The following is a 19,620-nucleotide window of genomic DNA, read 5'->3' on the forward strand; positions in this document are numbered from 1 at the left end:
TATTGCATAATACTTACTTCTCTGTACTCATTTGTTGGTGATATCTGCCACATCCATCGTGGTTAGAGCTTTTGGGAAAACTTTTTGGTTTACTGAACATGATGCTGATATAAACGCGGCTAAGAATATTGCTGCCTTGGGGTTGTCTGTAATCCAGCCCGAAAGTCCGGGGTTGACGTGCCAGTTGCAAGGACAAATGTCTTTGTTTGGGATGTTCGATCTGGGCTAAAGCTCAGTGTCTTTAGACCTGAGTTGCTTACTCTCATCTTCAGCTTATTGTTCCACTGAACTTTCGGTAGTCATTATTTAAGTGGCGCTGCTCATCAAAACCACTTGATGCGCGTAGGCGAAGCCCGCCGCAGGCATCGCTTGTGTAAGTTCTCTTACCTTCATAGCGATCGCTTCTGTCCGGGTGCAAGAGCGCCATCGCTCCTCCTGAGTTTTCCTCTTTGAATTTTAGGAGGGGCGATACCTAGCTTGGGCAAGAAAGTGCGATGGCGTACCCGCCCGCCGTAGGTCTTACCCTGAGCCTGCGGCGGTAAACTACGCAAGAGTGTAGTTTCTTTCTCACAGGACTTACGCAACTGTCACAAGCAATAGCGCGGTGTAGCCGTGCCGCGCGCCAAACAACTAGGCAATAAACATGGGAACATCCGGGCGTTTTAGTTGCTGAACTAAATAATTTGATAACAATCCATGCTTAATTTGATAAATTGTTTGACCAGTTTTATAAGCTAAATCTTTGAGCCTAAGCCAGACTAAAATAGCGCAAGCAATATGATTTCTTTGAATACAACCCTTACGACATTGACATGATTCAATGCCAGTCAATTGTTTTAATTCCCGGTAAAACTCTTCAACTTGCAATCGTTCCTTACACACTTTTTGTACAACGTTCGTAGAACCTTGAGATAAATCGTTTGTAGCGATAAAATCCATTCTGTCGGTGGAGACAGTTACCCGGAATAGTTTCACTTTTTTCGCAGCTGGAAACTTTTTTATTTTAACTGCTTTTCCTGATTCTAACTCTTTTTCTTCCCAAGATAATAATTCAATTCTTTTATAATCTTCTTGCCCTGACGTATCATCAACGAGTCGATTACGTTTCAGAGGGCAATAATAATATTTCCCTAACCCATCAATATATAACATCAAGTTATTTGTTGCATACCAAGTGTCTATTAAGACGGCTTTAAATGGTAACTTCTTATGGTACACAAGGTTTTGCAGCATATCTGTTACATGTTCTATCTTTGTTTTCCCATCTCTGTCTGGGTCATAAATTCGATAGTCTACTACCCAAAACTTTCCGATTTCATGATTGACATATACACAATTTACTAGCCCAATCCCTTGAATTACACCATGCTCGTTGCCACTATATTGACGTTTACTTGGCTCTATTTCAATAGCGTATCGTTTATCAATTACTGTGTCATCAAAAACCAAATAGGCATTATTATTTATTTCTATTAAATCTTTGACATTATCCCAAAGAATCCGAGGTGCTAATTTTTTGTTATTTAAATAACGGTTGATTTTATCATGACTGATATGCTCTAAATGCTCCGCCAAATTTGTTAGAGTATAATTAATCTGACTACTTAACAAGTACTGGCAATAATTAAGTTTAGTAAATCTCATAAACCTAGAGGATTTATTTTATGCATCCTCAGCTAATTTTCTCATGATTTGATGAATACTTAACACAGCCGATCACTGTTACTAATTTCAGCAATGTCCTCTGAGTACGCCACTTCTTTGTAGTACATATCTACTACAATAATGCGATCGCACTGTGCCAGTTGCGTAAGTCCTGTCTCAGTCAACATTGCGCTTAAACTCCATTTGGGCGAAGTGGTCTTGCAGTAGTTTGTGGATGAAGCGGTAGCGACCACCAACACGCTGGAGGAATAGGCGATCGGTGCAGTAATTGAGGAAACGAGCTCCCGTTCCAGGGGATGTATGCCCATTTTTCAAAGAGGAAACTTGAGCGATCGCTCTTCTAGCCCCGGAACGTTTACGAAAGATTAGGACTTTGAGCCATCTGTTACACTTTTTAGCCCAATCGTGTAATCTAAAATCTTGCTTTATTTGCGGAATCAAGCAGAAAACCATGTATATTCAGCGAAATATGATATCACGCTTAAGAGGTAGTAAATGGAGCCATTAACTGCTGGTGCGATCGCGATTGGAACTATCATTGCCACGAAAGCATTAGAAAAAACAACCGAAAAGGGAACAGATATTTTATGGGATAAGACGCGTGAGTTTCTCGTCACCCTCAACAAACACTCTCCCCATACTGTAGTTGCAATTCAAAAAGCGCCTACTCAACCATTCGATTATGGTAAAGCAGTATTAGAAGTAGAATCAGCAGCAAAAGAGCATCCTGAAGTAAATCAAGCCTTGCAGGAATTGATAGTCGCTGCACACGCTAATGGTCAATTTATTCAAAATATCCAAAAAGCGATTAACGCGGCTCAATATCAAATTATTGACCAAAGGAATGCTACTTTCAATATTTGACTAAAGCCGTCCGACCCGCAACAGACAAAAATTTTACCGTTTTTTACAGCGCGTCAAACCGTTTTGCAAGAAATGCGGAATGCTCTGTTAGCAAAGAAGGTAGCAGCATTTAGTGGGTTGGGTGGAATCGGCAAAACTCAAACGGCGATCGAGTATGCCTATCGCTATCGCCAGGAGTGTCAGCTGATACTGTGGGCTAAGGCATCTGAGAAGCCAGAATTAGTGTTGGGTTTTGTCAGGCTTGCAGAGTTACTCAATTTACCTGTCAGCCAAGAAAAGGATGAAAACTTAGTAATTGCCGCAGTTAAACAGTGGTTAGCAACACATAAGGGCTGGCTGTTGATTTTGGATAATGCCGATGATATACCAATGCTGCGGGAGTTTCTACCTGGGGCGCATGAAGGTTATGTGTTGTTGACTACTCGCGCTCAGGCTACGGGGATATATCAGCGAATTGAAATCAAAAAGATGCAACCGTCAGATGGGGCGCTGTTGTTGCTGCGACGTGCCAAACTAATGGAAGAGCAGGGGGGGTTAGATGGGGTGAGTAAATCCGAACGCAGTTTGGCAGAAACAATCTCGCGGGAAATGGACGGTTTGCCCTTAGCATTGGATCAGGCTGGAGCGTTTATTGAAGAAACTCCCTCCAGTTTGGGGGAGTATTTGCAACTTTACCAGGAAGAAGGGGCGAGACTGCTGGCGGAACGAGGCGAATTGGCAATTGACCACGAGAGTGTTACCATCACCTTTTCCCTAGCGTTTCAGAAAGTATTAGAACGCAACCCAAAAGCGGCTGATTTAATTCGCGTTTCTGCCTTTTTAGCACCTGATGCAATCCCTGAAGAAATTTTTACTCTAGGTGCGGCAGAATTAGGGGAAAATCTCAGCCAATTAGCAAACAAACCCCTGGATTTTGTCAAAGTCATTGCTGAAGCGGGACGGTTTTCGCTGATTTACCGCAACCCGACTAATAAAAGCTTTGATATTCACCGCTTAGTGCAGTCAGTGTTAAAAGCCGAGATGGATAAAGACAGCTGCCGTCTTTGGGCAGAAAGGACTGTTTATGCAGTTACACAAGTCTTTCCCAAAGCTGAATATGCAAATTGGCAGGACTGTGACCGACTTTTACCTCATGCCAGAGTTGCGATCAATTAGATAAAGCAGTATCAATTTGAGTTGGAAACAGCCGTTTTGTTACTTAGTAGGACTGGTTACTACTTGAATGAACGCGCTGGGTACAGCGAAGCGGAACCACTGTCTAAAAAAGCATTAGAACTCAGCCAACGGTTGCTGGGAGATGACCATCCCTTTATCGGCACCAGTTACAACGACCTTGCAGGACTCTACTACTCTCAAGGACGGTACAGCGAAGCGGAACCACTGTCTAAAAAAGCATTAGAACTCAGCCAACGGTTGCTGGGAGAAGAGCATCCCACAACAGCGACGATCCGTAAAAATCTCAAATCCTTACGCGATAAATATGCTTAATGCCATAAACAGCGCTCCTTGTGTACTCGTTCCACTTTTGAGCCATTACGTGGAATTAGTGACTATATATATTGATCTAACGTTGAGCTTGTTTGCTATTGAGCCGACAATCGTGTAATTTCCGTTTAGATGGTAGAAAGTAGAGCATATACTTTGTGCCAGTGTCAATATTTGCTTTTGGATTACACAGGCGATCGCAATCATCAGCCCAAAAACGTCGCCGAAACTCTGATTATTTCGTCAACTTATGGGTATTAGTACCATTGGAACAGAAAACCGGGATAAAGCACTAACCCGGTTTTCTGTTCGCGAGTCCTCAATGTTCTCAATTTAAAAAATTAACCTTGACTGCTTTGCCTTCCCAATATCTGTATCTCCATCGGCTTCAATGAAACGGGAAGTATATGTATCTGACCGCTTGAAACTCTGCTATCCACCTCATGGATTTCTGCCGTACTAGTCACTCTAACTGAGTTAGGCACGGTGGGGTCAGTTTTGTTGCTGAACAGGATTTGGAACTGCACATTTACAGGATTGAGATTCGAGTCGATTATAACTGAGCCAAAAAACTGGGATTCGGTACTAGTGTTAACGATCACAACTACTTCTTGGTCATTGAGAATGCGTGAGAAGGCCAGCACACCTTGAGGGAAATTGGAAATCCCAAAATGAAATCCATCTCCAGAAATTGGACGGAAGTAAAATCGACCATAACGGAGTGTTGGCTCGAGGTTACGGACATTAGTGAGCCTTTGGATAGTTTTATAGAAAGGATGAGTGGAATCAAAAGCGTTTGGTTTGCCCCATAAGGCTTCACGCACATTTTGGTCGCTATCCCCATTCCCGTGTAGACCCTGTTCCGTACCGTAATACAGGCTGGGAATACCAGGTAATGTGAAAAGACAGCCAATGGCCAAAGTCGCTTGATCGTCGAACTGATGAGGATTTCCATCAGGACTGAAGTAGAAGCGTTGGTGTTGGTCGTGATTGTCCAAGAAGGTAACAAAAAAAGCGGTTGCTTCACCATGTGAACTGATGATGCCACGTTCCACTTCTTTCCGTTCCTGATACATATTGACTAATGCGCTGGGAGGCAGGATTCCTTTGACCACATCAGGCAGCTTGAAGAAAAGAGGGAAATCAAGTGATGCATCCACACCCACTAAATCACCAGACGTTGAGATATTACGACCGATGAATTGTGAAATTTTTTGCTCGTTGTCGTAGACTTCACCGTAAGTGAAAAAATTTTTTTTCCCAACGCTGAGACTAAACTCGCGGATAGCATTACCGAAAGTCAAAGCGAAATTTGGATCGAGATACTTTAAGGTGTCGATCCGAAATCCATCGATGTCATATTTAGCAATCAAGTACTGAAAGCTGCGGATTAAGACATTTCCTAACTCTGGGTTACTTGTGAGCAGTTGCTTGAGAGAAGAGAAGTCACCAATGGTTTCTGCTCCCCCAGGCTTAGGACCACCCTGCCTTCGGAAAAACTCATTGCGACGTAGCTCTTGAGGAAAAACTGTCGCATCGGCATCTGGGTTGGAGATATTCTCTCCTATTTTCCAATCTGATTGTGCAATACCTTTTTCATCTCGCCAATTAATATTGTATGGAGTATCGCTAAAAGGAGCTTCTGAACCGTGAGACTCATAAGCAAAAACGTCCCCAGTGTGATTGAGGACGATATCGAAGATGATGTAAATACCCTTTGAGTGAGCTTCGTCAATGAAAGTGCGTAATTCCCGCTCTACATTATTTGGATCTGAGGCAAAGCGTGGGTCTATGTGTAAAAAATCCTGAATGCCGTAGCCATGATAGGTACCATCATTTGGCTTGCCGTTAAGAAATTGACAATTCTTTAAAACGGGTGTGAACCAGATTGCACCTACTCCAAGTTCTTTAAGGTAGTCGAGCTTTTGTCTAACTCCCTCAATTGTGCCACCCTGAAAGCCACCAAATTTCTCATTGTAGGGTAGATGTTTTGGAGCTGATGCTGGATTGTTGAAACGATCCACCATGAGAAAGTAAATCCAGTGATCTCGCCAATCTTCCGGGGATGGAGTCAGTTTTCTTTGCTGAACTTGATGAAATAAAGCTTGTACATCATTGTTTTTGACGGAGTTAGGCATAAACTTCCCTTTGCAAGTCTCATTAACATGGTGTTTTAAACAATCGAATCGCGCGTCATCAAACTATTAGGGTGCAGGATATATCCCAAAAAAAAACCAAAGCCGTGGACTTGACAAAAGCAAAGGTTTTACCAGAGTTTTTTACTCCTGTCAAATCTACTCTGCCGTCTTGATCAGCAACATCAATACTTTGCATAGAATCTTTTTGATTTCTTCAACAGAACAATACTGAACTTATCAGAGATTGTTATAAACTTTATGCAAGGTTCAGAAAAAAAATGAATAGTTTTTAATCTATAAAAATAAGCAATGAGCCTCAACTGAGCAAGAAGGGTAAATAGCACTGGCTCTCGCAAGTATTGAAATTACTTGACTGTGGTTACAAAAGTAAGAAACTCCAGCAACTAATTGCTTACCTTGGACTTTTCTCAAGCATTTTTACCATCTTTTGTAAAGTGCGATGGCTGCGGCGGGCGGGTACGCCATCGCACCCCATTACAAACGTTAATCAGTAAAATATTCAACTAGTAAGAGGAAAACTGACCGGATAAGCCCGAAAATCATTCATGAAGTTGATTAATTTCAAAAAGCAACGTTTCATACCAGGAATATTAAATTCTGAAAGCATTCCCAAATCTAAAAATTTGAAGCTTTCAAAATGCCTCACATCCTCAAATACTGAATAATAGTGTAGACAATAGTTATCTATGAAGGCGACTGTGCTTACTGCTTGTCTGCGCTGTGTAACCATCCCTGTTACTTACTGTTTCCGGTTTTCTTTCTGATTATACTTTCCCCGTAGTAACAAAAGAGGGATAACCCTGTGCTACTGCCTACCCTGCCTATATGTTGGTGGCAGGTAAACTCTGGGTTCTTGCCGCACTTCACAATCCCTTTTAGCCTTGGTTTTGGATTACGTTTGAAAATCGGCTCGTGTGATTGCCATTTTGCGTACACGTACCAATAAATTTCACCACCTTTTTTATACTGCTTCCGCACCTCATATTGATGAATCCATGCCCCAGGTTCAGACATTGGTGCATTGACTAGCTGCTGTCTGATTTCCTTTAGTTGGTGAAGCTTCTCTATGATTTGATCGATGCGATCGCTCATAACAGTTTTGACAGTTGTGGCAGTTATAAAAGTTATGCTTATTCAAAATTTTAGGGCATAACTCCTATGCCCCGCCGCCGCGTCTCCTACTTTGCGATGCCTTCGGCGGGCGCAGCCATCGCTAACTCCTAACGTGATCGCTCCAAATTGATAGCGCGGTTCTTGGGCATTAGGCATTGGGCATTGGGCATTAGGCATTAGTCGCCGCCGTAGTGAGGTAAAATTCTGTTGTGTTCCCTGGTAGCTTCGGTAGCTGTGGAGTGCCTTAAAGAGTTACTTCTAGAGTTTCATTTTTACAGTATTTTGCAGTATCCTGAAATATTCTGAAACTTTCTGTAGTATTTCCGTAGTCTACAATCGGGTTTAAACGTCAGACATATTACTTTTCGCCCCAAAGCTGTTTTAAAAGTTCTACGTAGTTCAAAATATTAGTTGTTTATTTTTACACTAGAAAGCGCTTGTAATTTCAGTAGCGAAAATATCCCAAACTGAGAACGTGGTTGTATAGGGAGCGAAAATGAAGTTTGGGACATAAAAAATCGCTGTAACCTATATCTGATAGGAAATACAGCGATTTCAGTTTTTTTTTTACAAGTGGCATAAAATTTTAGAAAAAAACATGGCACTTGTAAAATCTCAACTTACTTAGAATTAAAAAATAATAGTACTTAATTATACTTTAAATAATTTGAGAGAGTGCTGTGTGAACTGTGGTTTTTAGAGCTTAACCACACCTGAGAAACTGGTACACACTTTTAAAAGTTTGTCAAGTACTTTTAAAAAATTGTGATTATCTGTTTCCCGGTCGCAGTGATGGACATATTAGCGAAGACTCAGCCGCTAGGATTTTGAGAGTAGCTTGTCAGCAAGTAGATATTTTTGGAGTGAGTAGCCATAGCTTTAGAAGGACTGCTTTAACTCAGATGAGCAATGCTGGTATACCACTGAGAGTTATTCAGGAAATCTCAGGGCATCGGAATTTAGAGCAGTTGCAGAGATATTTGGAAGTGACTGATGCTCAGGTATTGGGAGCGGCGGCGTTGTCGATGCTGTCACCAGTGGCTAGAAGTTCTGTAGAGATAGACGCTAACCAAAAGCTTGAAATTGACGCACATTATCCACGTTAGGGGAATTTGGGATAATAAAAAACCCTCACTCTATCGATAATCTTCCATTTGTTGAGAACACAGACATAGATAAATTATCTTCAAAGATTTTTGTCGTCACCAGGATCAGTCAATTGATCCTTGAGATTCATGAAGGAAATTTCCAACCATGTGAATAAACTAATGGTTGCAATAATGATACCAAATCTCTGCTGAAAATCTAGACCATGTGTTGCCATAGCTACACCCGCAAAGAAGAATATTTTTGAAATGATAAGAGAATTCTTCTTAAACATTTGATATCAGAAGTTAGCACTGGTAAAAGGTTGAGGAGTGTTTATGTAAATGTGGTCAAAAGGAGGGAGTGTGGAGGGGGAGAGACTGTACTTCACACCAGCAGTAAGTGCGATCGCATAGTCCTTTATGTCTAGAGGGATTTTTGTTTGTACTATATATATTTTGGCTTTGCATACACGTTTATGGTTATTATTCCAGCTTGCACCGCCTAAAATTTGATGTTCTTCCTCAGATGACAAATCTTTTAGTAATCCTGATAAACTGTTGTCGGTGTATACATATGTACTTGTATTCATGTTGATTGTATGACAAAAACTATTTGATAATAACATTTGACCAGATTTATATAAATTTTATTTTTTGATTTTAATGGTTGTTATTTGGGATAATATGTTAGGAAATACTTGGTTTGACGACATTGGGGTTAAAGAGGCAGACAGTAAGGGTTTTGTGCCTGCCTTTTCAATGCTTACTGAACTTTCTTTTACAAATTGCTCAAAGATAGAGGACAGCATTTTCAAGCACCCTGGTACTGATATTACCAAGGATACCTTGAATTCATCATTGATAACCCGCTATTATAGCTCCTCTGAACTCTGGTTATCTTGCAATAAAAAGTCCTCTGAACTCTGGTTGTCTTGCAATACGAACGGCTGGGGGAAGAGGTTGAGGATTTATACCACCCACAATCAGATATGATTCGTGTTCGGATATTTCTAGATAAAGTTGATTTTCCTTTTGATGCAATTCGGTAATCTTGATGCGAGCCATTTGTCAATCTCCTGGTTTTTAGATGGAGTTTATTGACATGCCTCACCGCCCTAAAAGTGCAGTGATTCCTTGACACTTCATTGGGATATACTACCAAGGCAGTCTTACCTTCCTTCGATGTCCGTTTAGAGTCTCCCAATGTCTTATGGCGACTTACTTGTATTTTAAACTAAAGCCGTTCTAACCTTCAAAAAGTGCTACGCGGTAGTTAAATTATTTAATCGCTAACACGACATAACCTTGCTGTAAACCCCACCCTGTAAGCAAATAAACTACTTCCTTATTGGTTTGCCTACCAGTGAGTGCTAGTTCGTAGCTAGGGTCAACTTCTATCAAATTCAGGATATCGCCTACTTGATAATCGCGGTCGTTTTTGCGTAGTTCAAAAGTCTTGCAACCCTCAATCACATCTTGGTAAAAGGGCATCCAAGTTTTTAAATTATGTGTGGACATTGCTTTTGTATTTGTTTGGGATTTGTTATTTGCGGCTGATATGTCAGGAAATACCCGTTTCACTACATTGGGCTTAAACACCCGTAGCGTAAGGATTAAGACCGGATTACACTGGTAAAAAGACATCTCACAAAAATAACCTTTTTTTGGCGCTCGTTAGTTATTCTTCAAAACTTAAACTTTTACCATTAAAATGCTGATATATTTCTCTGAGTGAAACCAATCAGGTAAAGGTCTTCTCAATATCATCAAGATTATTCCCTAGCTCATCGACCAGACCGTAACGTATCACCACTCATTCTGAATCCTGAATTTAGAATAGCTGGATTCTTAGGGTGATTCCAAAGAGATGAAGTCTGACGACAAGTTGATGAGAATGTGAGGAAATAGAAGCTAATAGATAATTGCAAAACATAAAGGGAGTCAAGTATGGACATAAATAACCTTTCCCGTAACCTGATTAGGATGGGATTGACTTTAACTCTGCCATTGGGGGTTTTGACACCGAGAGTATTTGCTCAAGTTGTAACTCCCGCGCCAAGTTCTGTAGTAATTTTCTACCAATTCCCGAAAGAAGGAATTACATACACAACAAATGGTTCTTTGACATACAAGGGTGTTAACTATCCACCGAACAAAATTACCATCGTGAATTCGGGTATTGGCAAACAACTAACTGTCACGACTGCAAATGGAGTTGACACTCTGGTAAACTTGACACTGATTTTGCCTAATAACTTGATCCAGAATAGTGCCAAAATCACTGCTGTGGGAATTATAGATAACTTCCTTGCTCCGAATAAAAACAACGATTTGTACGGTCTCCTTTATGGCACAGCGACTGTAATCCGCCCGTGAGTAGCATTGGAACAGGAATGTACGTTAAGCCAAAGATGCCTGGTAAACGTTGAGAGCCCAAAATACTCTTGAACTACCCGACGTAATGAATTACCGCGTCTGTCTTCAATAGCGCGGTTTTGTGCTGCTACATCAGTAGGAAATTCGTTAGCTGCTTCTTTTAAAAGTGACTTACTACTGGAGTTTAGACTAGTTTCGCACCGGGAACTAGTCTAAACCCCAGGGTAGATAGATGTTCTATTCATGACTATAAAAATATACAGTTGTTATCTTTCACTAGGAAGACGCGATCGCACAACTGCTTCCGTAGGATGGTAAAAGTTGATTGCTTGTAATCGGCTCAGACCGGTTGGAGTCAGCCATTGCAAGTAAGCATTAAGCAGTTAGGAGTTTTGAACATTATGAATCAGACGTTAACCCATCCCCACTAAGGAGAAAACACATGGATATCAAAAGACGAAATTTTCTCAAAGCGGCTTCAGGTTTAGGCGCAGGTTTAGCGGCTAGCGAAGTTTTGCTCAAACCTGTTCTGGCTGGAAACGAATCGATTCAAGCGCAGTCACCAGTAACAACTACTCCCTTATCAACCCCAGAGACAACTAAAAGCGGTGAAATGCTTTACCGAACACTAGGACGCACAGGAGAAAAAGTCTCCATCATCGGGGTGGGTGGTTCTCACATTGGGCAACAAAAAGATGAACAAGAGAGTATCAAAATTATCCGCAGTGCCATAGATCGCGGCATCGCTTTTATGGATAATAGTTGGGATTATAACAACGGAGTCAGTGAAATCCGCATGGGTCAAGCACTCCGTAACGGTTATCGTGAAAAGGTGTTTCTGATGACTAAAGTTGATGGTCGCACGAAGCAAGCTGCGGCTAAACAAATTGACGAGTCTCTAACGCGCCTACAGACAGATCGTGTAGATTTAATGCAATTCCATGAAGTTATTCGTATGGAAGACCCAGATCGAATCTTTGCTCCTGATGGGGCACTCTCAGCAATGCTAGCGGCACAAAAAGCCGGGAAAGTTCGTTACATCGGTTTTACCGGACATAAAGATCCTTTAGTTCATCTGAGGATGTTGGATATTGCAGCCCAAAACAACTTTCATTTCGATACACTGCTAATGCCACTAAACGTTATGGACGCGCATTTTCGGAGTTTTCAACACTTAGTTCTACCTGTAGCGTTAAAGGAGAAAATTGGTGTTTTAAGCATGAAGCCAATGGGCGGCAAATTTATTCTTAAGAGTAACACTGTTAACCCAATCGAGTGTCTTCACTATGCTATGAACTTACCAACTTCAGTAGTAATTACAGGTATTGATAGTATACCAATTCTCGACCAAGCATTAGAAGCTGTACGTACTTTTCAACCAATGAGTCAACAACAAATCACGGCACTCCTGGCACGAACTGCCCAAGCTGCTGCTCAAGGGCAGTATGAATTGTTTAAAACAACTAGCCATTTTGACAGTACAGCTAAGAATCCGGAATGGCTCGGATAAGAAACCAGAGGTAAAGCTTGCCGGATAGGAAACGTGGCAACGCCTGAGTCGCTAGCATCTGCTGCTGCCAGTCTTATACCTGATTGGTTTCACTATATTTTATATTTACCAGATGATGATAATTTGAAGCAGACTTCAAAATATGAATTTTTAATCATTCATGATACTCACTGCAAAATCGAAACCTTTCATCGAGCTATCAAACAACTTTGTGGAATTAGTCGATTTATGGTGAGAGATAGTTGTGCAATTAAAACTCATATTTTTTGCTCACTTCGAGCTTTTGTCAAATTAGAGTTAATGCGACAAGGAAAAATTATTAGTAATTGGTATGAATTACAAAGGAACTTGTTCATAAAAGTTGCACGTGAGTACATTTGTGAGAACCTGATCAATGACAGTATTGTTGAAAATTCATAGGTGATATTTTTTGTCAATGCGTAATTTGCTTTCTCTTGAGCATGGGCTGACTTATCAGCATATGCACGATCGCCGTTCGTTTTGAAACGACCAAATATCGTTACACACATAATAACCAATTTGTACAGTGCGTAAGTCGTAAAATCTTAATTGGTGGGTGGTTCAACTGCTAATTTTAGCAGTGCTAAATTCAGTATAATTGCTTATTTGCAGTTGAAATAGCTGATTGTCTCCGTGATAGTACATAAATATAGGGTTGGACTCCTTTGCCAGAGTGAGAGGCGATCCCTCCTAAAACCGATAAAATCTATTTGATATAGTTATGGGAATTACTCGCTCTGTGCTAGGGGCGGTTTATGCAAACAATCTCTAACTAGTGCGATCGCTCACCGTATTTGCGACAGCAGCACGATAAAATTCTAAAACCATAATCGTACTAAAAGGTCTAAATGGCAGAAACACTATTTTTCAACGCCTTACGCGAAGCCATTGATGAAGAAATGGCGCGTGACTCCAGCGTATTCGTTCTTGGTGAAGATGTCGGACACTACGGCGGTTCCTATAAAGTTACCAAAGACCTGTACCAAAAATATGGCGAACTCCGCGTTCTAGACACGCCGATTGCCGAAAATAGCTTTACTGGCATGGCAGTGGGAGCTGCAATGACAGGGTTGCGTCCCATAATCGAAGGCATGAATATGGGCTTTTTATTGCTCGCTTTCAACCAAATAGCCAACAACGCTGGGATGCTGCGCTACACTTCTGGCGGTAACTTTAAAATTCCGATGGTAATTCGCGGACCTGGAGGTGTCGGACGACAACTAGGGGCAGAACATTCTCAGCGACTAGAAACTTACTTCCAAGCTGTGCCAGGATTGAAGATTGTTGCCTGCTCTACACCAAGAAACGCCAAAGGACTACTAAAATCCGCTATCCGCGATGATAACCCGGTGTTGTTCTTTGAACACGTTCTGCTTTACAACTTGAAAGAAGATTTACCAGAAGAAGAATATTTACTACCTCTAGATAAAGCAGAAGTGGTGCGTCAAGGAAAAGATGTCACAATTATCACTTATTCCCGGATGCGGCATCATGTGTTGCAAGCGGTGAAAACTTTGGAAAAACAAGGTTATGATCCAGAAGTTATTGATTTAATCTCGCTCAAGCCATTAGATTTTGATACCATTGGCGCATCAATACGGAAAACCCATAAAGTGATTGTAGTGGAAGAATCGATGCGAACTGCGGGCATCGGAGCAGAAGTCATCGCCTCAATAAACGATCGCTTATTTGATGAATTAGATGCGCCAGTACTACGACTTTCTTCCCAAGATATCCCCACGCCTTACAACGGCAATCTGGAACGATTAACAATTGTCCAACCAGAGCAAATAGTAGAAGCTGTGGAAAAAATGGTAGCGTTGCGGGTTTAAAAGTAAAACCATGTCTATCTTGAAACCTGTAGTTCTTCGATGATCAAAAGGATTTGCCCTCATCCCCCAACCCCTTCTCCCAAATCTGGGAGAAGGGGAGCCAGAATTTCAAAGTCCCTCTCCCATATTTGGGAGAGGGATTTAGGGTGAGGGCGAAAACTACGCTTATAAACGTTAGATGAGGTTTAGGAGTGAGGAGTTAATAATTTAATGATATTTACAACTCCACACTCCCCACTCATAACTGTACAAAAGAAAGCTATTATAGCCTTTGTCAGTTGCGAGTTATAGTATGCAAAGACAGCGATCGCTATTAATTTTGATTGGAGTCCTGATAATCGCCGCCATTGTGGTGATTAATACAATTTCGATTCCGCTAGGACTGGACTTGCGCGGAGGTTCACAGCTCACAATTCAAGTGAAAACAACACCGGAGATTAAGCAAATCACCGATCGCGAATTGGAAGCTGTGAAAAAAGTCGTTGAAGGTCGGATTAACGGTCTTGGCGTTTCTGAACCAGTCGTGCAAACTGTAGGGAAAGATCAAATCCTCGTGCAGTTACCCGGAGTCAGCGATCCACAACAAGCGGAACGGGTTCTAGGGGGTACAGCGCAGTTAGAATTTCGCACGCAAAAGCCTGGTACGGAAACCCAACTGTTTGCTTTCCAAACATCACGAGCTGAATTGAAAGCCAAGCAACAAGATTTGAGAAAGAGTAACGAGCCAGCAGCAATTGTCAAAAATCAGCAGGATTTGCAGAAAAATAATCAAGCGATCGCTGAATTGTTTGAAAGCACAAACCCCCCACTCGCAGGGAAATTCCTCAAAGATGCAGCCGGTGAACCCACTCAAAACAACAATTGGAATGTTGCCATTCGCTTCGACCAAAAGGGTGGTGAACTGTTTGCCGAACTGACGAAAAAACTCGCCGGTACAGGACGCAGCATTGGCATTTTTCTAGATAATGAACTGATCAGCGCTCCCAGTGTCGGGCCAGAATTTGCTGCTAGTGGTATTAGTGGTGGTGCTGCTGTGATTACAGGTAGGTTTACCGCCCAAGAAGCTAACAACTTAGGTGTACAGCTTCGGGGGGGTGCTTTACCCGTACCAGTGCAAATCGTCGAAAACCGTACTGTTGGGGCGACATTAGGTAAAGATAGTATTCAACGCAGTCTTTACGCTGGTATTGGCGGATTGCTGTTAGTATTGATTTTCATGTTAGTTTACTACCGATTACCAGGATTAATTGCTGACGTTGCTTTGATTATCTATGCGCTATTGACCTATGCGACCTTCGCTTTGCTAGGCGTGACATTAACTCTCCCCGGTATTGCTGGGTTTATCCTCAGTATCGGCATGGCAGTTGATGCTAACGTCTTGATTTTTGAGCGCACTCGTGAAGAACTACGGGCTGGTAAAACTTTATATCGTTCTATAGAGGCAGGATTCTACCGAGCTTGGTCTAGCATTTTAGATAGTCATGTCACATCATTAATTTCTTGTGCAGCACTGTTTTTCTTAGGAGCAGGTTTAGTTAAAGGCTTTGCTTTGACATTGGCGCTAGGGTTGGGGGTAAATTTATTTACTGCCATTACTTGTAGTCGCACACTGTTGTTCCTATCATTGCAATTTCCCAACTTGCGTAAGCCAGAGTTGTTTTGTCCGAATCTCTCAACGTCAATTAAATCTGGTGCGGAGGTGCAGTCATGAAATTTAGTGTTATCAAACAGCGAAAATTATGGTGGACAATTTCTGTCATCGCCACGATCATTAGCATCGTGGCGATGGTGATTTCTTGGCAACAACTAGGCGCACCGCTACGTCCCAGTTTAGATTTTGTTGGTGGTACGCGACTACAATTTGAACGCGATTGTACACAACCAAACAATTGCACTCAACCGATTGACATCTCTGACGTCAGGGAAGTAATTGACGCTCAGAAGCTAAATAATAGTAGCATCCAAGTTATTGGTCAAAAGCAACAGGGAATATCGGTTCGCACAAAAACATTAGATGTCGAGCAACGCACCCAGTTACAAACAGCTTTGACTGAAAAAATTGGAGCCTTTGACCCGAAAGGCACTCAAATTGATACCGTTGGCCCGACACTTGGTCGTCAACTACTTTCCCAAGGCTTATTAGCTCTGGTTGTCTCCTTCGCTGCGATCGTTGTTTATTTGAGTGTGCGGTTCCAGCTAGACTATGCTGTAATCGCTATTATTGCCTTGTTCCATGATGTTCTGATTACGCTGGGTGTTTTCTCCATCTTGGGATTAGTCGCAGGTATTGAAGTTGATAGCCTTTTTGTCGTTGCTATTTTGACTATTACTGGTTTCTCGGTTACAGATACCGTGATTATATACGATCGCATTCGAGAAATACTGCATCTACATCCTAACGATCACATTGAGAAAGTTGTTGATGATGCAATTAATCAAACTTTAACGCGATCAATTAATACCACCTTCACGGTTTTGCTAACGTTATTTTCCCTATTCCTATTTGGCGGCGAAACCCTGAGAAACTTTTCTCTAGCTTTGATTATTGGCTTCACGATGGGCGCTTATTCAAGTATTTTCCTCGCTAGTCCTCTTTTAGCTTGGTGGCGAGAGCGCAGGGGTCAAACAAGTGTGGTAAATAGCGCTGAACCGATTGATACATCTACCAGTTCCCAAGATAGTTAAACTTCTGTGCATTTGAGAATTGGGTTAAAGCATTTTCAATTGCTCACCCACACCTTGCAATTTTATTCTCCTATGGATCAACCGCAAGAACCATTAACTCCTGTCCCAGACTTTGATAAATCTGACCCATCGTTTGCTCAACAAGTAGAAAGGCTACACAAACTAACAGTATATGGCAGGTGGCTGTTTGTGGGCTGTTTATGGCTGACCATTGCGCCTCTTAGCTTGTGGGGTCTACGTGGAGAAATTTCCTTGTTGCAACAATATTTTACCTGGATAGCGGTGCGATATGGACTTTTCTACCATCCACTGTCTACCTTCGGTTTAGCCTTTTGTATTGGGATGACGGCTGCTGTTTTAGTTTGGCAAAGTCGGAATATCTTACTCGGACTACCACAGCAGGAAAAACAACGTTTAGAAAAACAAGTTTATCGCATACGTCAACAGGGAGCAACTCATCCTCTGTGGAAGTGGGTTTGTAATTAATTTTTCTTTCTCGTTACATATATATACACGTGAAGCAATTTCTAGCAAAATATGAACCAGTCTCAGATTGAATTTAGCGAACGCAAATCTGAAATTGACCTTTACCAACTCCAAGAACTATTAAACGTTTCAGCTTTCTGGGCAAAGGGACGCAATATTGAAGATTTAGGTATAGCTATTGCCAATAGTGAGCCTGTAATTTTTGTGTGCGATCGCGATCGACTGATTGGCTTTGCTAGGGCAACATCTGATGGTATATATCGCGCCATGATTTGGGATGTTGTGATTCATCCAGAGTATCAAAATAGTGGGCTGGGAAGCCATTTAGTAGAAACCGTTTTGACTCATCCCCGCATGATGTGTGTTGAGCGTGTTTACCTGATGACTACTCACCAACAGGGTTTCTACGAAAAGATTGGTTTCCAGCCCAACACTACCACTACGATGGTGTTACACAACCAAGCTAAACTTGCTTTCGTTCCGGCTACAGAAGATCACCTTCAGGAATCACTAGGGGCATAGAGATTTGGAGTCTGCTAACCTGCTGAAGTGGTTCCTTGGCAATAGTCGAGGGTAGAATTTCCAACTTTCCTCCCATAACTTCTACTAAAGTCTGATTGATTAATAGCCTCATTCCTGGGGAAAGAGCAGCGTTTTTTTGGTCGATCTGGGTCAGATGATCTTCAGATTTAATCAAATCAATCGACTCGCTCCAAAGTATGGCATGGGTTGGTACATCCAGCCAAATGTTGACAAAATTATTTGTAGGTAGGATGCTGCTAGAAATACAAATGCTGCCTTCCTCCATTTTACTAATCGCACTGTCTATTAAACTGATCAATATTTGGCGGAGGCAGAGGTAATCTGCCAAAACATAAATTTCAGGGTCTGCGGGTAACAATTGCAAGGGAAAATTGCGATTAGCCGCCAGCATATAAGTTAATTTATGAACCTCCTCCAAAATTTGGGCTAACGGTCTAGGCTGAATATCTAATTTATTCATACCGTGTTCAATTCTAGCAACATTGAGAATTTCATCCATCAGCTTCAGCAACTTCAGGGTTCGCTCCTGAGCTTGGGCAATAAATTCTCGTTCTTCAGCTGGATCTTCACATAAATCTGACAAAATTAATTGATGCAAGCCAATCAGACCATTGAGAGGCGATCGCAATTCATGAGTAGTCCGCGCCAAAAAGCCTGCTTTAAACTGGCTCATTTCCCTTGCCATTTGGTATGCCAGCTGCGTTTGCTGTAGCTGTTGCGATATTAGTGGCATATCCTCTTGATCTACTGGGGATAAGCTAGATGAAACATTTGGCGATGCCTGTGGGCGTAGCCATCGCCCAAATAACCTATGTAAAACCATACCTAGTGCTATTCCAACTCCTAGATATATCCAGTTGCTCCAATTCATAATCTGGCAATTATTAACTTGTTAATTAACCACAACAGCGCCAACTAAAGTTTCGGATTTCTCTGTTGTTCTAATCAGGAAAACAACATTATAGCTACCTATATTTGGTTATCACTCGAAATATCTAACTTGATCGCACCTTGCCGCAAAATTTGCCAATTTATCCCTGTCCATTTAGCAACGGTGGAAGGTATACCTATCCCCGGCATTTCATTCTGATATTCTGTAGTTGCTAGAGTTAGAACCTGGGGAAACTGAAGCTCAATTTCTGCGATCGTTTGCAAAGGCGGCTGACCAGAAAAATTGGCGCTAGTGGTGGCAAGGGGGCCTGTTTGCGCCAAAATAGTTTGAGCGATCGCACTGTTTGGGACTCGGATGCCAATTGTTGTCGAGTCGATGGGGTTCATAACTTTTGGTAGGCGTTCACTTGCTGGCAAAACTAACGTCAGCCCTCCCGGCCAATATTTATCTGCTACTTCTTGCCAAATTTTATACTCGTTTTCACTACCTTTGACATACGCCCACAAATCTTCAGCACTAGCCGCCATCAAAATCAAAGGTTTCTCTTGACTGCGTTGCTTCGCTGCAAAAATTAATGCTGCTTTTTCTGGTATGGCTGCAAGTGCAGGAACAGTATCGGTGGGAAAGCTCACCAAAAAGCTAGCACGTGCGCCAGCTATTAGGTCTGTGAGGGAAACTCGTGTCATTTTTATAGAGTTAGGAGTGAAAAGTAAGTAATTTTTTGTATCTTCTTTCTAATAACTCATAACCCTTCTCTACGAGACGCTGCGCGAACGGCAGGTGTTACAGTGAGCCCTTCGACAGGCTCAGGGTAACACTTGTCGAAGGGTTCAGGGTAAGGGACTTCCAAGAAATAAATTACTACTACTTGTGGGGTGGGCGACACGAGAGCCCAGTAACC

The 19,620-nt window shown here is 41.9% G+C and carries 27 protein-coding genes and 1 pseudogene; 14 read left to right on the plus strand and 14 right to left on the minus strand.

The window, feature by feature from the left end; all coding sequences use genetic code 11:
• The first annotated feature begins 58 nt into the window (after positions 1-58).
• Positions 59-229 carry a hypothetical protein gene (locus tag ACYTXL_RS22395; RefSeq protein ID WP_461926652.1) on the plus strand — a complete coding sequence of 57 codons (171 nt, stop codon included), beginning with the start codon at positions 59-61 and terminating at the stop codon, positions 227-229.
• 39 nt (positions 230-268) lie between these two features.
• Here ACYTXL_RS22395 and ACYTXL_RS22400 read toward each other — a convergent pair whose 3' ends face one another.
• The 4 genes from ACYTXL_RS22400 to ACYTXL_RS22415 all read right to left on the minus strand — a co-directional run bounded on the left by ACYTXL_RS22400 (position 269) and on the right by ACYTXL_RS22415 (position 2,118).
• The gene (locus ACYTXL_RS22400; protein WP_461926653.1) at positions 269-427 is read right to left on the minus strand and encodes a hypothetical protein; all 159 of its coding nucleotides are present in this window, start codon (positions 425-427) and stop codon (positions 269-271) included.
• 203 nt (positions 428-630) lie between these two features.
• Entirely contained in the window at positions 631-1,644 is a 1,014-nt protein-coding gene (locus ACYTXL_RS22405) for an IS701 family transposase (protein ID WP_461926654.1), read from the minus strand.
• A 59-nt stretch (positions 1,645-1,703) separates the two neighbouring features.
• Entirely contained in the window at positions 1,704-1,832 is a 129-nt protein-coding gene (locus ACYTXL_RS22410; RefSeq protein WP_461926655.1) for a hypothetical protein, read from the minus strand.
• Positions 1,822-2,118 (minus strand): hypothetical protein, encoded by a 297-nt coding sequence (locus ACYTXL_RS22415; RefSeq protein ID WP_461926656.1) that lies wholly within the window; start codon positions 2,116-2,118, stop codon positions 1,822-1,824. Before ACYTXL_RS22415 ends, ACYTXL_RS22410 begins: the two co-directional genes overlap by 11 nt.
• A 42-nt stretch (positions 2,119-2,160) precedes the next feature.
• Here ACYTXL_RS22415 and ACYTXL_RS22420 point away from each other — a divergent pair, with 42 nt between their 5' ends.
• From ACYTXL_RS22420 to ACYTXL_RS22435, 4 genes are all read left to right on the plus strand, one after another.
• A complete protein-coding gene (locus ACYTXL_RS22420) occupies positions 2,161-2,529 on the plus strand; it encodes a hypothetical protein (protein ID WP_461926657.1) in 369 nt (122 codons plus the stop codon).
• 72 nt (positions 2,530-2,601) lie between these two features.
• Complete coding sequence (locus ACYTXL_RS22425; RefSeq protein ID WP_461926658.1) at positions 2,602-3,684, plus strand: DUF7779 domain-containing protein; 1,083 nt, start codon at positions 2,602-2,604, stop codon at positions 3,682-3,684.
• Positions 3,685-3,720: 36 nt separating this feature from the next.
• On the plus strand, positions 3,721-4,017 hold the full coding sequence (locus tag ACYTXL_RS22430; protein ID WP_461926659.1) for a tetratricopeptide repeat protein: 297 nt from the start codon (positions 3,721-3,723) through the stop codon (positions 4,015-4,017).
• 129 nt (positions 4,018-4,146) lie between these two features.
• The gene (locus ACYTXL_RS22435) at positions 4,147-4,275 is read left to right on the plus strand and encodes a hypothetical protein (RefSeq protein ID WP_461926660.1); all 129 of its coding nucleotides are present in this window, start codon (positions 4,147-4,149) and stop codon (positions 4,273-4,275) included.
• Positions 4,276-4,355: 80 nt separating this feature from the next.
• Here the strand turns inward: ACYTXL_RS22435 and ACYTXL_RS22440 are convergent, their stop codons facing one another.
• The 4 genes from ACYTXL_RS22440 to ACYTXL_RS22455 all read right to left on the minus strand — a co-directional run bounded on the left by ACYTXL_RS22440 (position 4,356) and on the right by ACYTXL_RS22455 (position 7,463).
• A complete protein-coding gene (locus ACYTXL_RS22440; protein ID WP_461926661.1) occupies positions 4,356-6,152 on the minus strand; it encodes an alpha-amylase family glycosyl hydrolase in 1,797 nt (598 codons plus the stop codon).
• Positions 6,153-6,210: 58 nt separating this feature from the next.
• A complete protein-coding gene (locus ACYTXL_RS22445; protein ID WP_461926662.1) occupies positions 6,211-6,348 on the minus strand; it encodes a hypothetical protein in 138 nt (45 codons plus the stop codon).
• Positions 6,349-6,908: 560 nt separating this feature from the next.
• The gene (locus ACYTXL_RS22450; RefSeq protein ID WP_461926663.1) at positions 6,909-7,265 is read right to left on the minus strand and encodes a hypothetical protein; all 357 of its coding nucleotides are present in this window, start codon (positions 7,263-7,265) and stop codon (positions 6,909-6,911) included.
• Between the two features lie 42 nt (positions 7,266-7,307).
• Entirely contained in the window at positions 7,308-7,463 is a 156-nt protein-coding gene (locus ACYTXL_RS22455; RefSeq protein ID WP_461926664.1) for a hypothetical protein, read from the minus strand.
• Positions 7,464-7,999: 536 nt separating this feature from the next.
• Here ACYTXL_RS22455 and ACYTXL_RS22460 point away from each other — a divergent pair.
• The gene (locus tag ACYTXL_RS22460) at positions 8,000-8,392 is read left to right on the plus strand and encodes a tyrosine-type recombinase/integrase (protein WP_461926671.1); all 393 of its coding nucleotides are present in this window, start codon (positions 8,000-8,002) and stop codon (positions 8,390-8,392) included.
• Between the two features lie 80 nt (positions 8,393-8,472).
• Here the strand turns inward: ACYTXL_RS22460 and ACYTXL_RS22465 are convergent, their stop codons facing one another.
• The 4 genes from ACYTXL_RS22465 to ACYTXL_RS22480 form a co-directional block, all read right to left on the minus strand.
• Positions 8,473-8,610: a hypothetical protein gene (locus ACYTXL_RS22465; RefSeq protein WP_461926665.1), complete on the minus strand. Its 138-nt coding sequence runs from the start codon at positions 8,608-8,610 to the stop codon at positions 8,473-8,475.
• 63 nt (positions 8,611-8,673) lie between these two features.
• Entirely contained in the window at positions 8,674-8,964 is a 291-nt protein-coding gene (locus ACYTXL_RS22470; RefSeq protein ID WP_461926666.1) for a hypothetical protein, read from the minus strand.
• Positions 8,965-9,268: 304 nt separating this feature from the next.
• Positions 9,269-9,439, minus strand: coding sequence for a hypothetical protein (locus ACYTXL_RS22475; protein WP_461926667.1), 171 nt, complete (start codon positions 9,437-9,439; stop codon positions 9,269-9,271).
• Between the two features lie 213 nt (positions 9,440-9,652).
• Entirely contained in the window at positions 9,653-9,892 is a 240-nt protein-coding gene (locus ACYTXL_RS22480) for an ASCH/PUA domain-containing protein (RefSeq protein WP_461926668.1), read from the minus strand.
• Positions 9,893-10,321: 429 nt separating this feature from the next.
• Between ACYTXL_RS22480 and ACYTXL_RS22485 the strand changes: the two genes are divergently transcribed.
• The 8 genes and pseudogenes from ACYTXL_RS22485 (at position 10,322) to ACYTXL_RS22520 (ending at position 17,806) form a co-directional block, all read left to right on the plus strand.
• The gene (locus tag ACYTXL_RS22485; RefSeq protein WP_461926669.1) at positions 10,322-10,750 is read left to right on the plus strand and encodes a hypothetical protein; all 429 of its coding nucleotides are present in this window, start codon (positions 10,322-10,324) and stop codon (positions 10,748-10,750) included.
• Between the two features lie 442 nt (positions 10,751-11,192).
• Positions 11,193-12,260, plus strand: coding sequence for an aldo/keto reductase (locus ACYTXL_RS22490; protein WP_461926670.1), 1,068 nt, complete (start codon positions 11,193-11,195; stop codon positions 12,258-12,260).
• A gap of 90 nt (positions 12,261-12,350) precedes the next feature.
• Positions 12,351-12,680, plus strand: a pseudogene (locus ACYTXL_RS22495) (IS701 family transposase); the annotation flags it as partial.
• A gap of 449 nt (positions 12,681-13,129) precedes the next feature.
• Entirely contained in the window at positions 13,130-14,113 is a 984-nt protein-coding gene (locus ACYTXL_RS22500) for an alpha-ketoacid dehydrogenase subunit beta (protein ID WP_292762059.1), read from the plus strand.
• A gap of 292 nt (positions 14,114-14,405) precedes the next feature.
• Positions 14,406-15,824: a protein translocase subunit SecD gene (secD, locus tag ACYTXL_RS22505; RefSeq protein WP_461922224.1), complete on the plus strand. Its 1,419-nt coding sequence runs from the start codon at positions 14,406-14,408 to the stop codon at positions 15,822-15,824.
• The gene (gene secF / locus ACYTXL_RS22510) at positions 15,821-16,798 is read left to right on the plus strand and encodes a protein translocase subunit SecF (RefSeq protein ID WP_461922219.1); all 978 of its coding nucleotides are present in this window, start codon (positions 15,821-15,823) and stop codon (positions 16,796-16,798) included. The genes secD and secF overlap by 4 nt, the downstream gene beginning before the upstream one ends.
• Before the next feature lie 72 nt (positions 16,799-16,870).
• The gene (locus ACYTXL_RS22515; protein WP_461922220.1) at positions 16,871-17,284 is read left to right on the plus strand and encodes a hypothetical protein; all 414 of its coding nucleotides are present in this window, start codon (positions 16,871-16,873) and stop codon (positions 17,282-17,284) included.
• Positions 17,285-17,335: 51 nt separating this feature from the next.
• The gene (locus ACYTXL_RS22520) at positions 17,336-17,806 is read left to right on the plus strand and encodes a GNAT family N-acetyltransferase (RefSeq protein ID WP_461922221.1); all 471 of its coding nucleotides are present in this window, start codon (positions 17,336-17,338) and stop codon (positions 17,804-17,806) included.
• On the opposite strand, the gene ACYTXL_RS22525 is transcribed toward ACYTXL_RS22520, so the two are convergent.
• Both ACYTXL_RS22525 and ACYTXL_RS22530 read right to left on the minus strand, forming a co-directional pair.
• The gene (locus ACYTXL_RS22525; RefSeq protein ID WP_461922222.1) at positions 17,769-18,698 is read right to left on the minus strand and encodes a sensor histidine kinase; all 930 of its coding nucleotides are present in this window, start codon (positions 18,696-18,698) and stop codon (positions 17,769-17,771) included. The genes ACYTXL_RS22520 and ACYTXL_RS22525 overlap by 38 nt on opposite strands.
• 98 nt (positions 18,699-18,796) lie before the next feature.
• A complete protein-coding gene (locus tag ACYTXL_RS22530; protein ID WP_461922223.1) occupies positions 18,797-19,405 on the minus strand; it encodes an L-threonylcarbamoyladenylate synthase in 609 nt (202 codons plus the stop codon).
• Positions 19,406-19,620 lie beyond the last annotated feature (215 nt).

The sequence above is a fragment of the Nostoc sp. genome (assembly GCF_054880495.1).

Excerpts from the sequence above, each read along its gene's own strand:
- ACYTXL_RS22445 (WP_461926662.1), bottom strand. The coding sequence starts at position 6,348 with ATGCAAAGTATTGATGTTGCTGATCAAGACGGCAGAGTAGATTTGACA.
- ACYTXL_RS22500 (WP_292762059.1), top strand. The coding sequence starts at position 13,130 with ATGGCAGAAACACTATTTTTCAACGCCTTACGCGAAGCCATTGATGAA.
- ACYTXL_RS22455 (WP_461926664.1), bottom strand. The coding sequence starts at position 7,463 with ATGCCTAATGCCCAATGCCCAATGCCTAATGCCCAAGAACCGCGCTAT.
- ACYTXL_RS22425 (WP_461926658.1), top strand. The coding sequence starts at position 2,602 with ATGCGGAATGCTCTGTTAGCAAAGAAGGTAGCAGCATTTAGTGGGTTG.
- ACYTXL_RS22520 (WP_461922221.1), top strand. The coding sequence starts at position 17,336 with ATGAACCAGTCTCAGATTGAATTTAGCGAACGCAAATCTGAAATTGAC.
- secF (WP_461922219.1), top strand. The coding sequence starts at position 15,821 with ATGAAATTTAGTGTTATCAAACAGCGAAAATTATGGTGGACAATTTCT.
- ACYTXL_RS22400 (WP_461926653.1), bottom strand. The coding sequence starts at position 427 with ATGGCGCTCTTGCACCCGGACAGAAGCGATCGCTATGAAGGTAAGAGA.
- ACYTXL_RS22470 (WP_461926666.1), bottom strand. The coding sequence starts at position 8,964 with ATGAATACAAGTACATATGTATACACCGACAACAGTTTATCAGGATTA.
- ACYTXL_RS22450 (WP_461926663.1), bottom strand. The coding sequence starts at position 7,265 with ATGAGCGATCGCATCGATCAAATCATAGAGAAGCTTCACCAACTAAAG.
- ACYTXL_RS22490 (WP_461926670.1), top strand. The coding sequence starts at position 11,193 with ATGGATATCAAAAGACGAAATTTTCTCAAAGCGGCTTCAGGTTTAGGC.
- ACYTXL_RS22530 (WP_461922223.1), bottom strand. The coding sequence starts at position 19,405 with ATGACACGAGTTTCCCTCACAGACCTAATAGCTGGCGCACGTGCTAGC.
- ACYTXL_RS22515 (WP_461922220.1), top strand. The coding sequence starts at position 16,871 with ATGGATCAACCGCAAGAACCATTAACTCCTGTCCCAGACTTTGATAAA.
- ACYTXL_RS22405 (WP_461926654.1), bottom strand. The coding sequence starts at position 1,644 with ATGAGATTTACTAAACTTAATTATTGCCAGTACTTGTTAAGTAGTCAG.
- ACYTXL_RS22435 (WP_461926660.1), top strand. The coding sequence starts at position 4,147 with ATGGTAGAAAGTAGAGCATATACTTTGTGCCAGTGTCAATATTTGCTT.
- ACYTXL_RS22525 (WP_461922222.1), bottom strand. The coding sequence starts at position 18,698 with ATGAATTGGAGCAACTGGATATATCTAGGAGTTGGAATAGCACTAGGT.
- ACYTXL_RS22465 (WP_461926665.1), bottom strand. The coding sequence starts at position 8,610 with ATGGCAACACATGGTCTAGATTTTCAGCAGAGATTTGGTATCATTATT.
- ACYTXL_RS22420 (WP_461926657.1), top strand. The coding sequence starts at position 2,161 with ATGGAGCCATTAACTGCTGGTGCGATCGCGATTGGAACTATCATTGCC.
- ACYTXL_RS22480 (WP_461926668.1), bottom strand. The coding sequence starts at position 9,892 with ATGTCCACACATAATTTAAAAACTTGGATGCCCTTTTACCAAGATGTG.
- ACYTXL_RS22475 (WP_461926667.1), bottom strand. The coding sequence starts at position 9,439 with ATGGCTCGCATCAAGATTACCGAATTGCATCAAAAGGAAAATCAACTT.
- secD (WP_461922224.1), top strand. The coding sequence starts at position 14,406 with ATGCAAAGACAGCGATCGCTATTAATTTTGATTGGAGTCCTGATAATC.
- ACYTXL_RS22410 (WP_461926655.1), bottom strand. The coding sequence starts at position 1,832 with ATGTTGACTGAGACAGGACTTACGCAACTGGCACAGTGCGATCGCATT.
- ACYTXL_RS22415 (WP_461926656.1), bottom strand. The coding sequence starts at position 2,118 with ATGGTTTTCTGCTTGATTCCGCAAATAAAGCAAGATTTTAGATTACAC.
- ACYTXL_RS22485 (WP_461926669.1), top strand. The coding sequence starts at position 10,322 with ATGGACATAAATAACCTTTCCCGTAACCTGATTAGGATGGGATTGACT.
- ACYTXL_RS22440 (WP_461926661.1), bottom strand. The coding sequence starts at position 6,152 with ATGCCTAACTCCGTCAAAAACAATGATGTACAAGCTTTATTTCATCAA.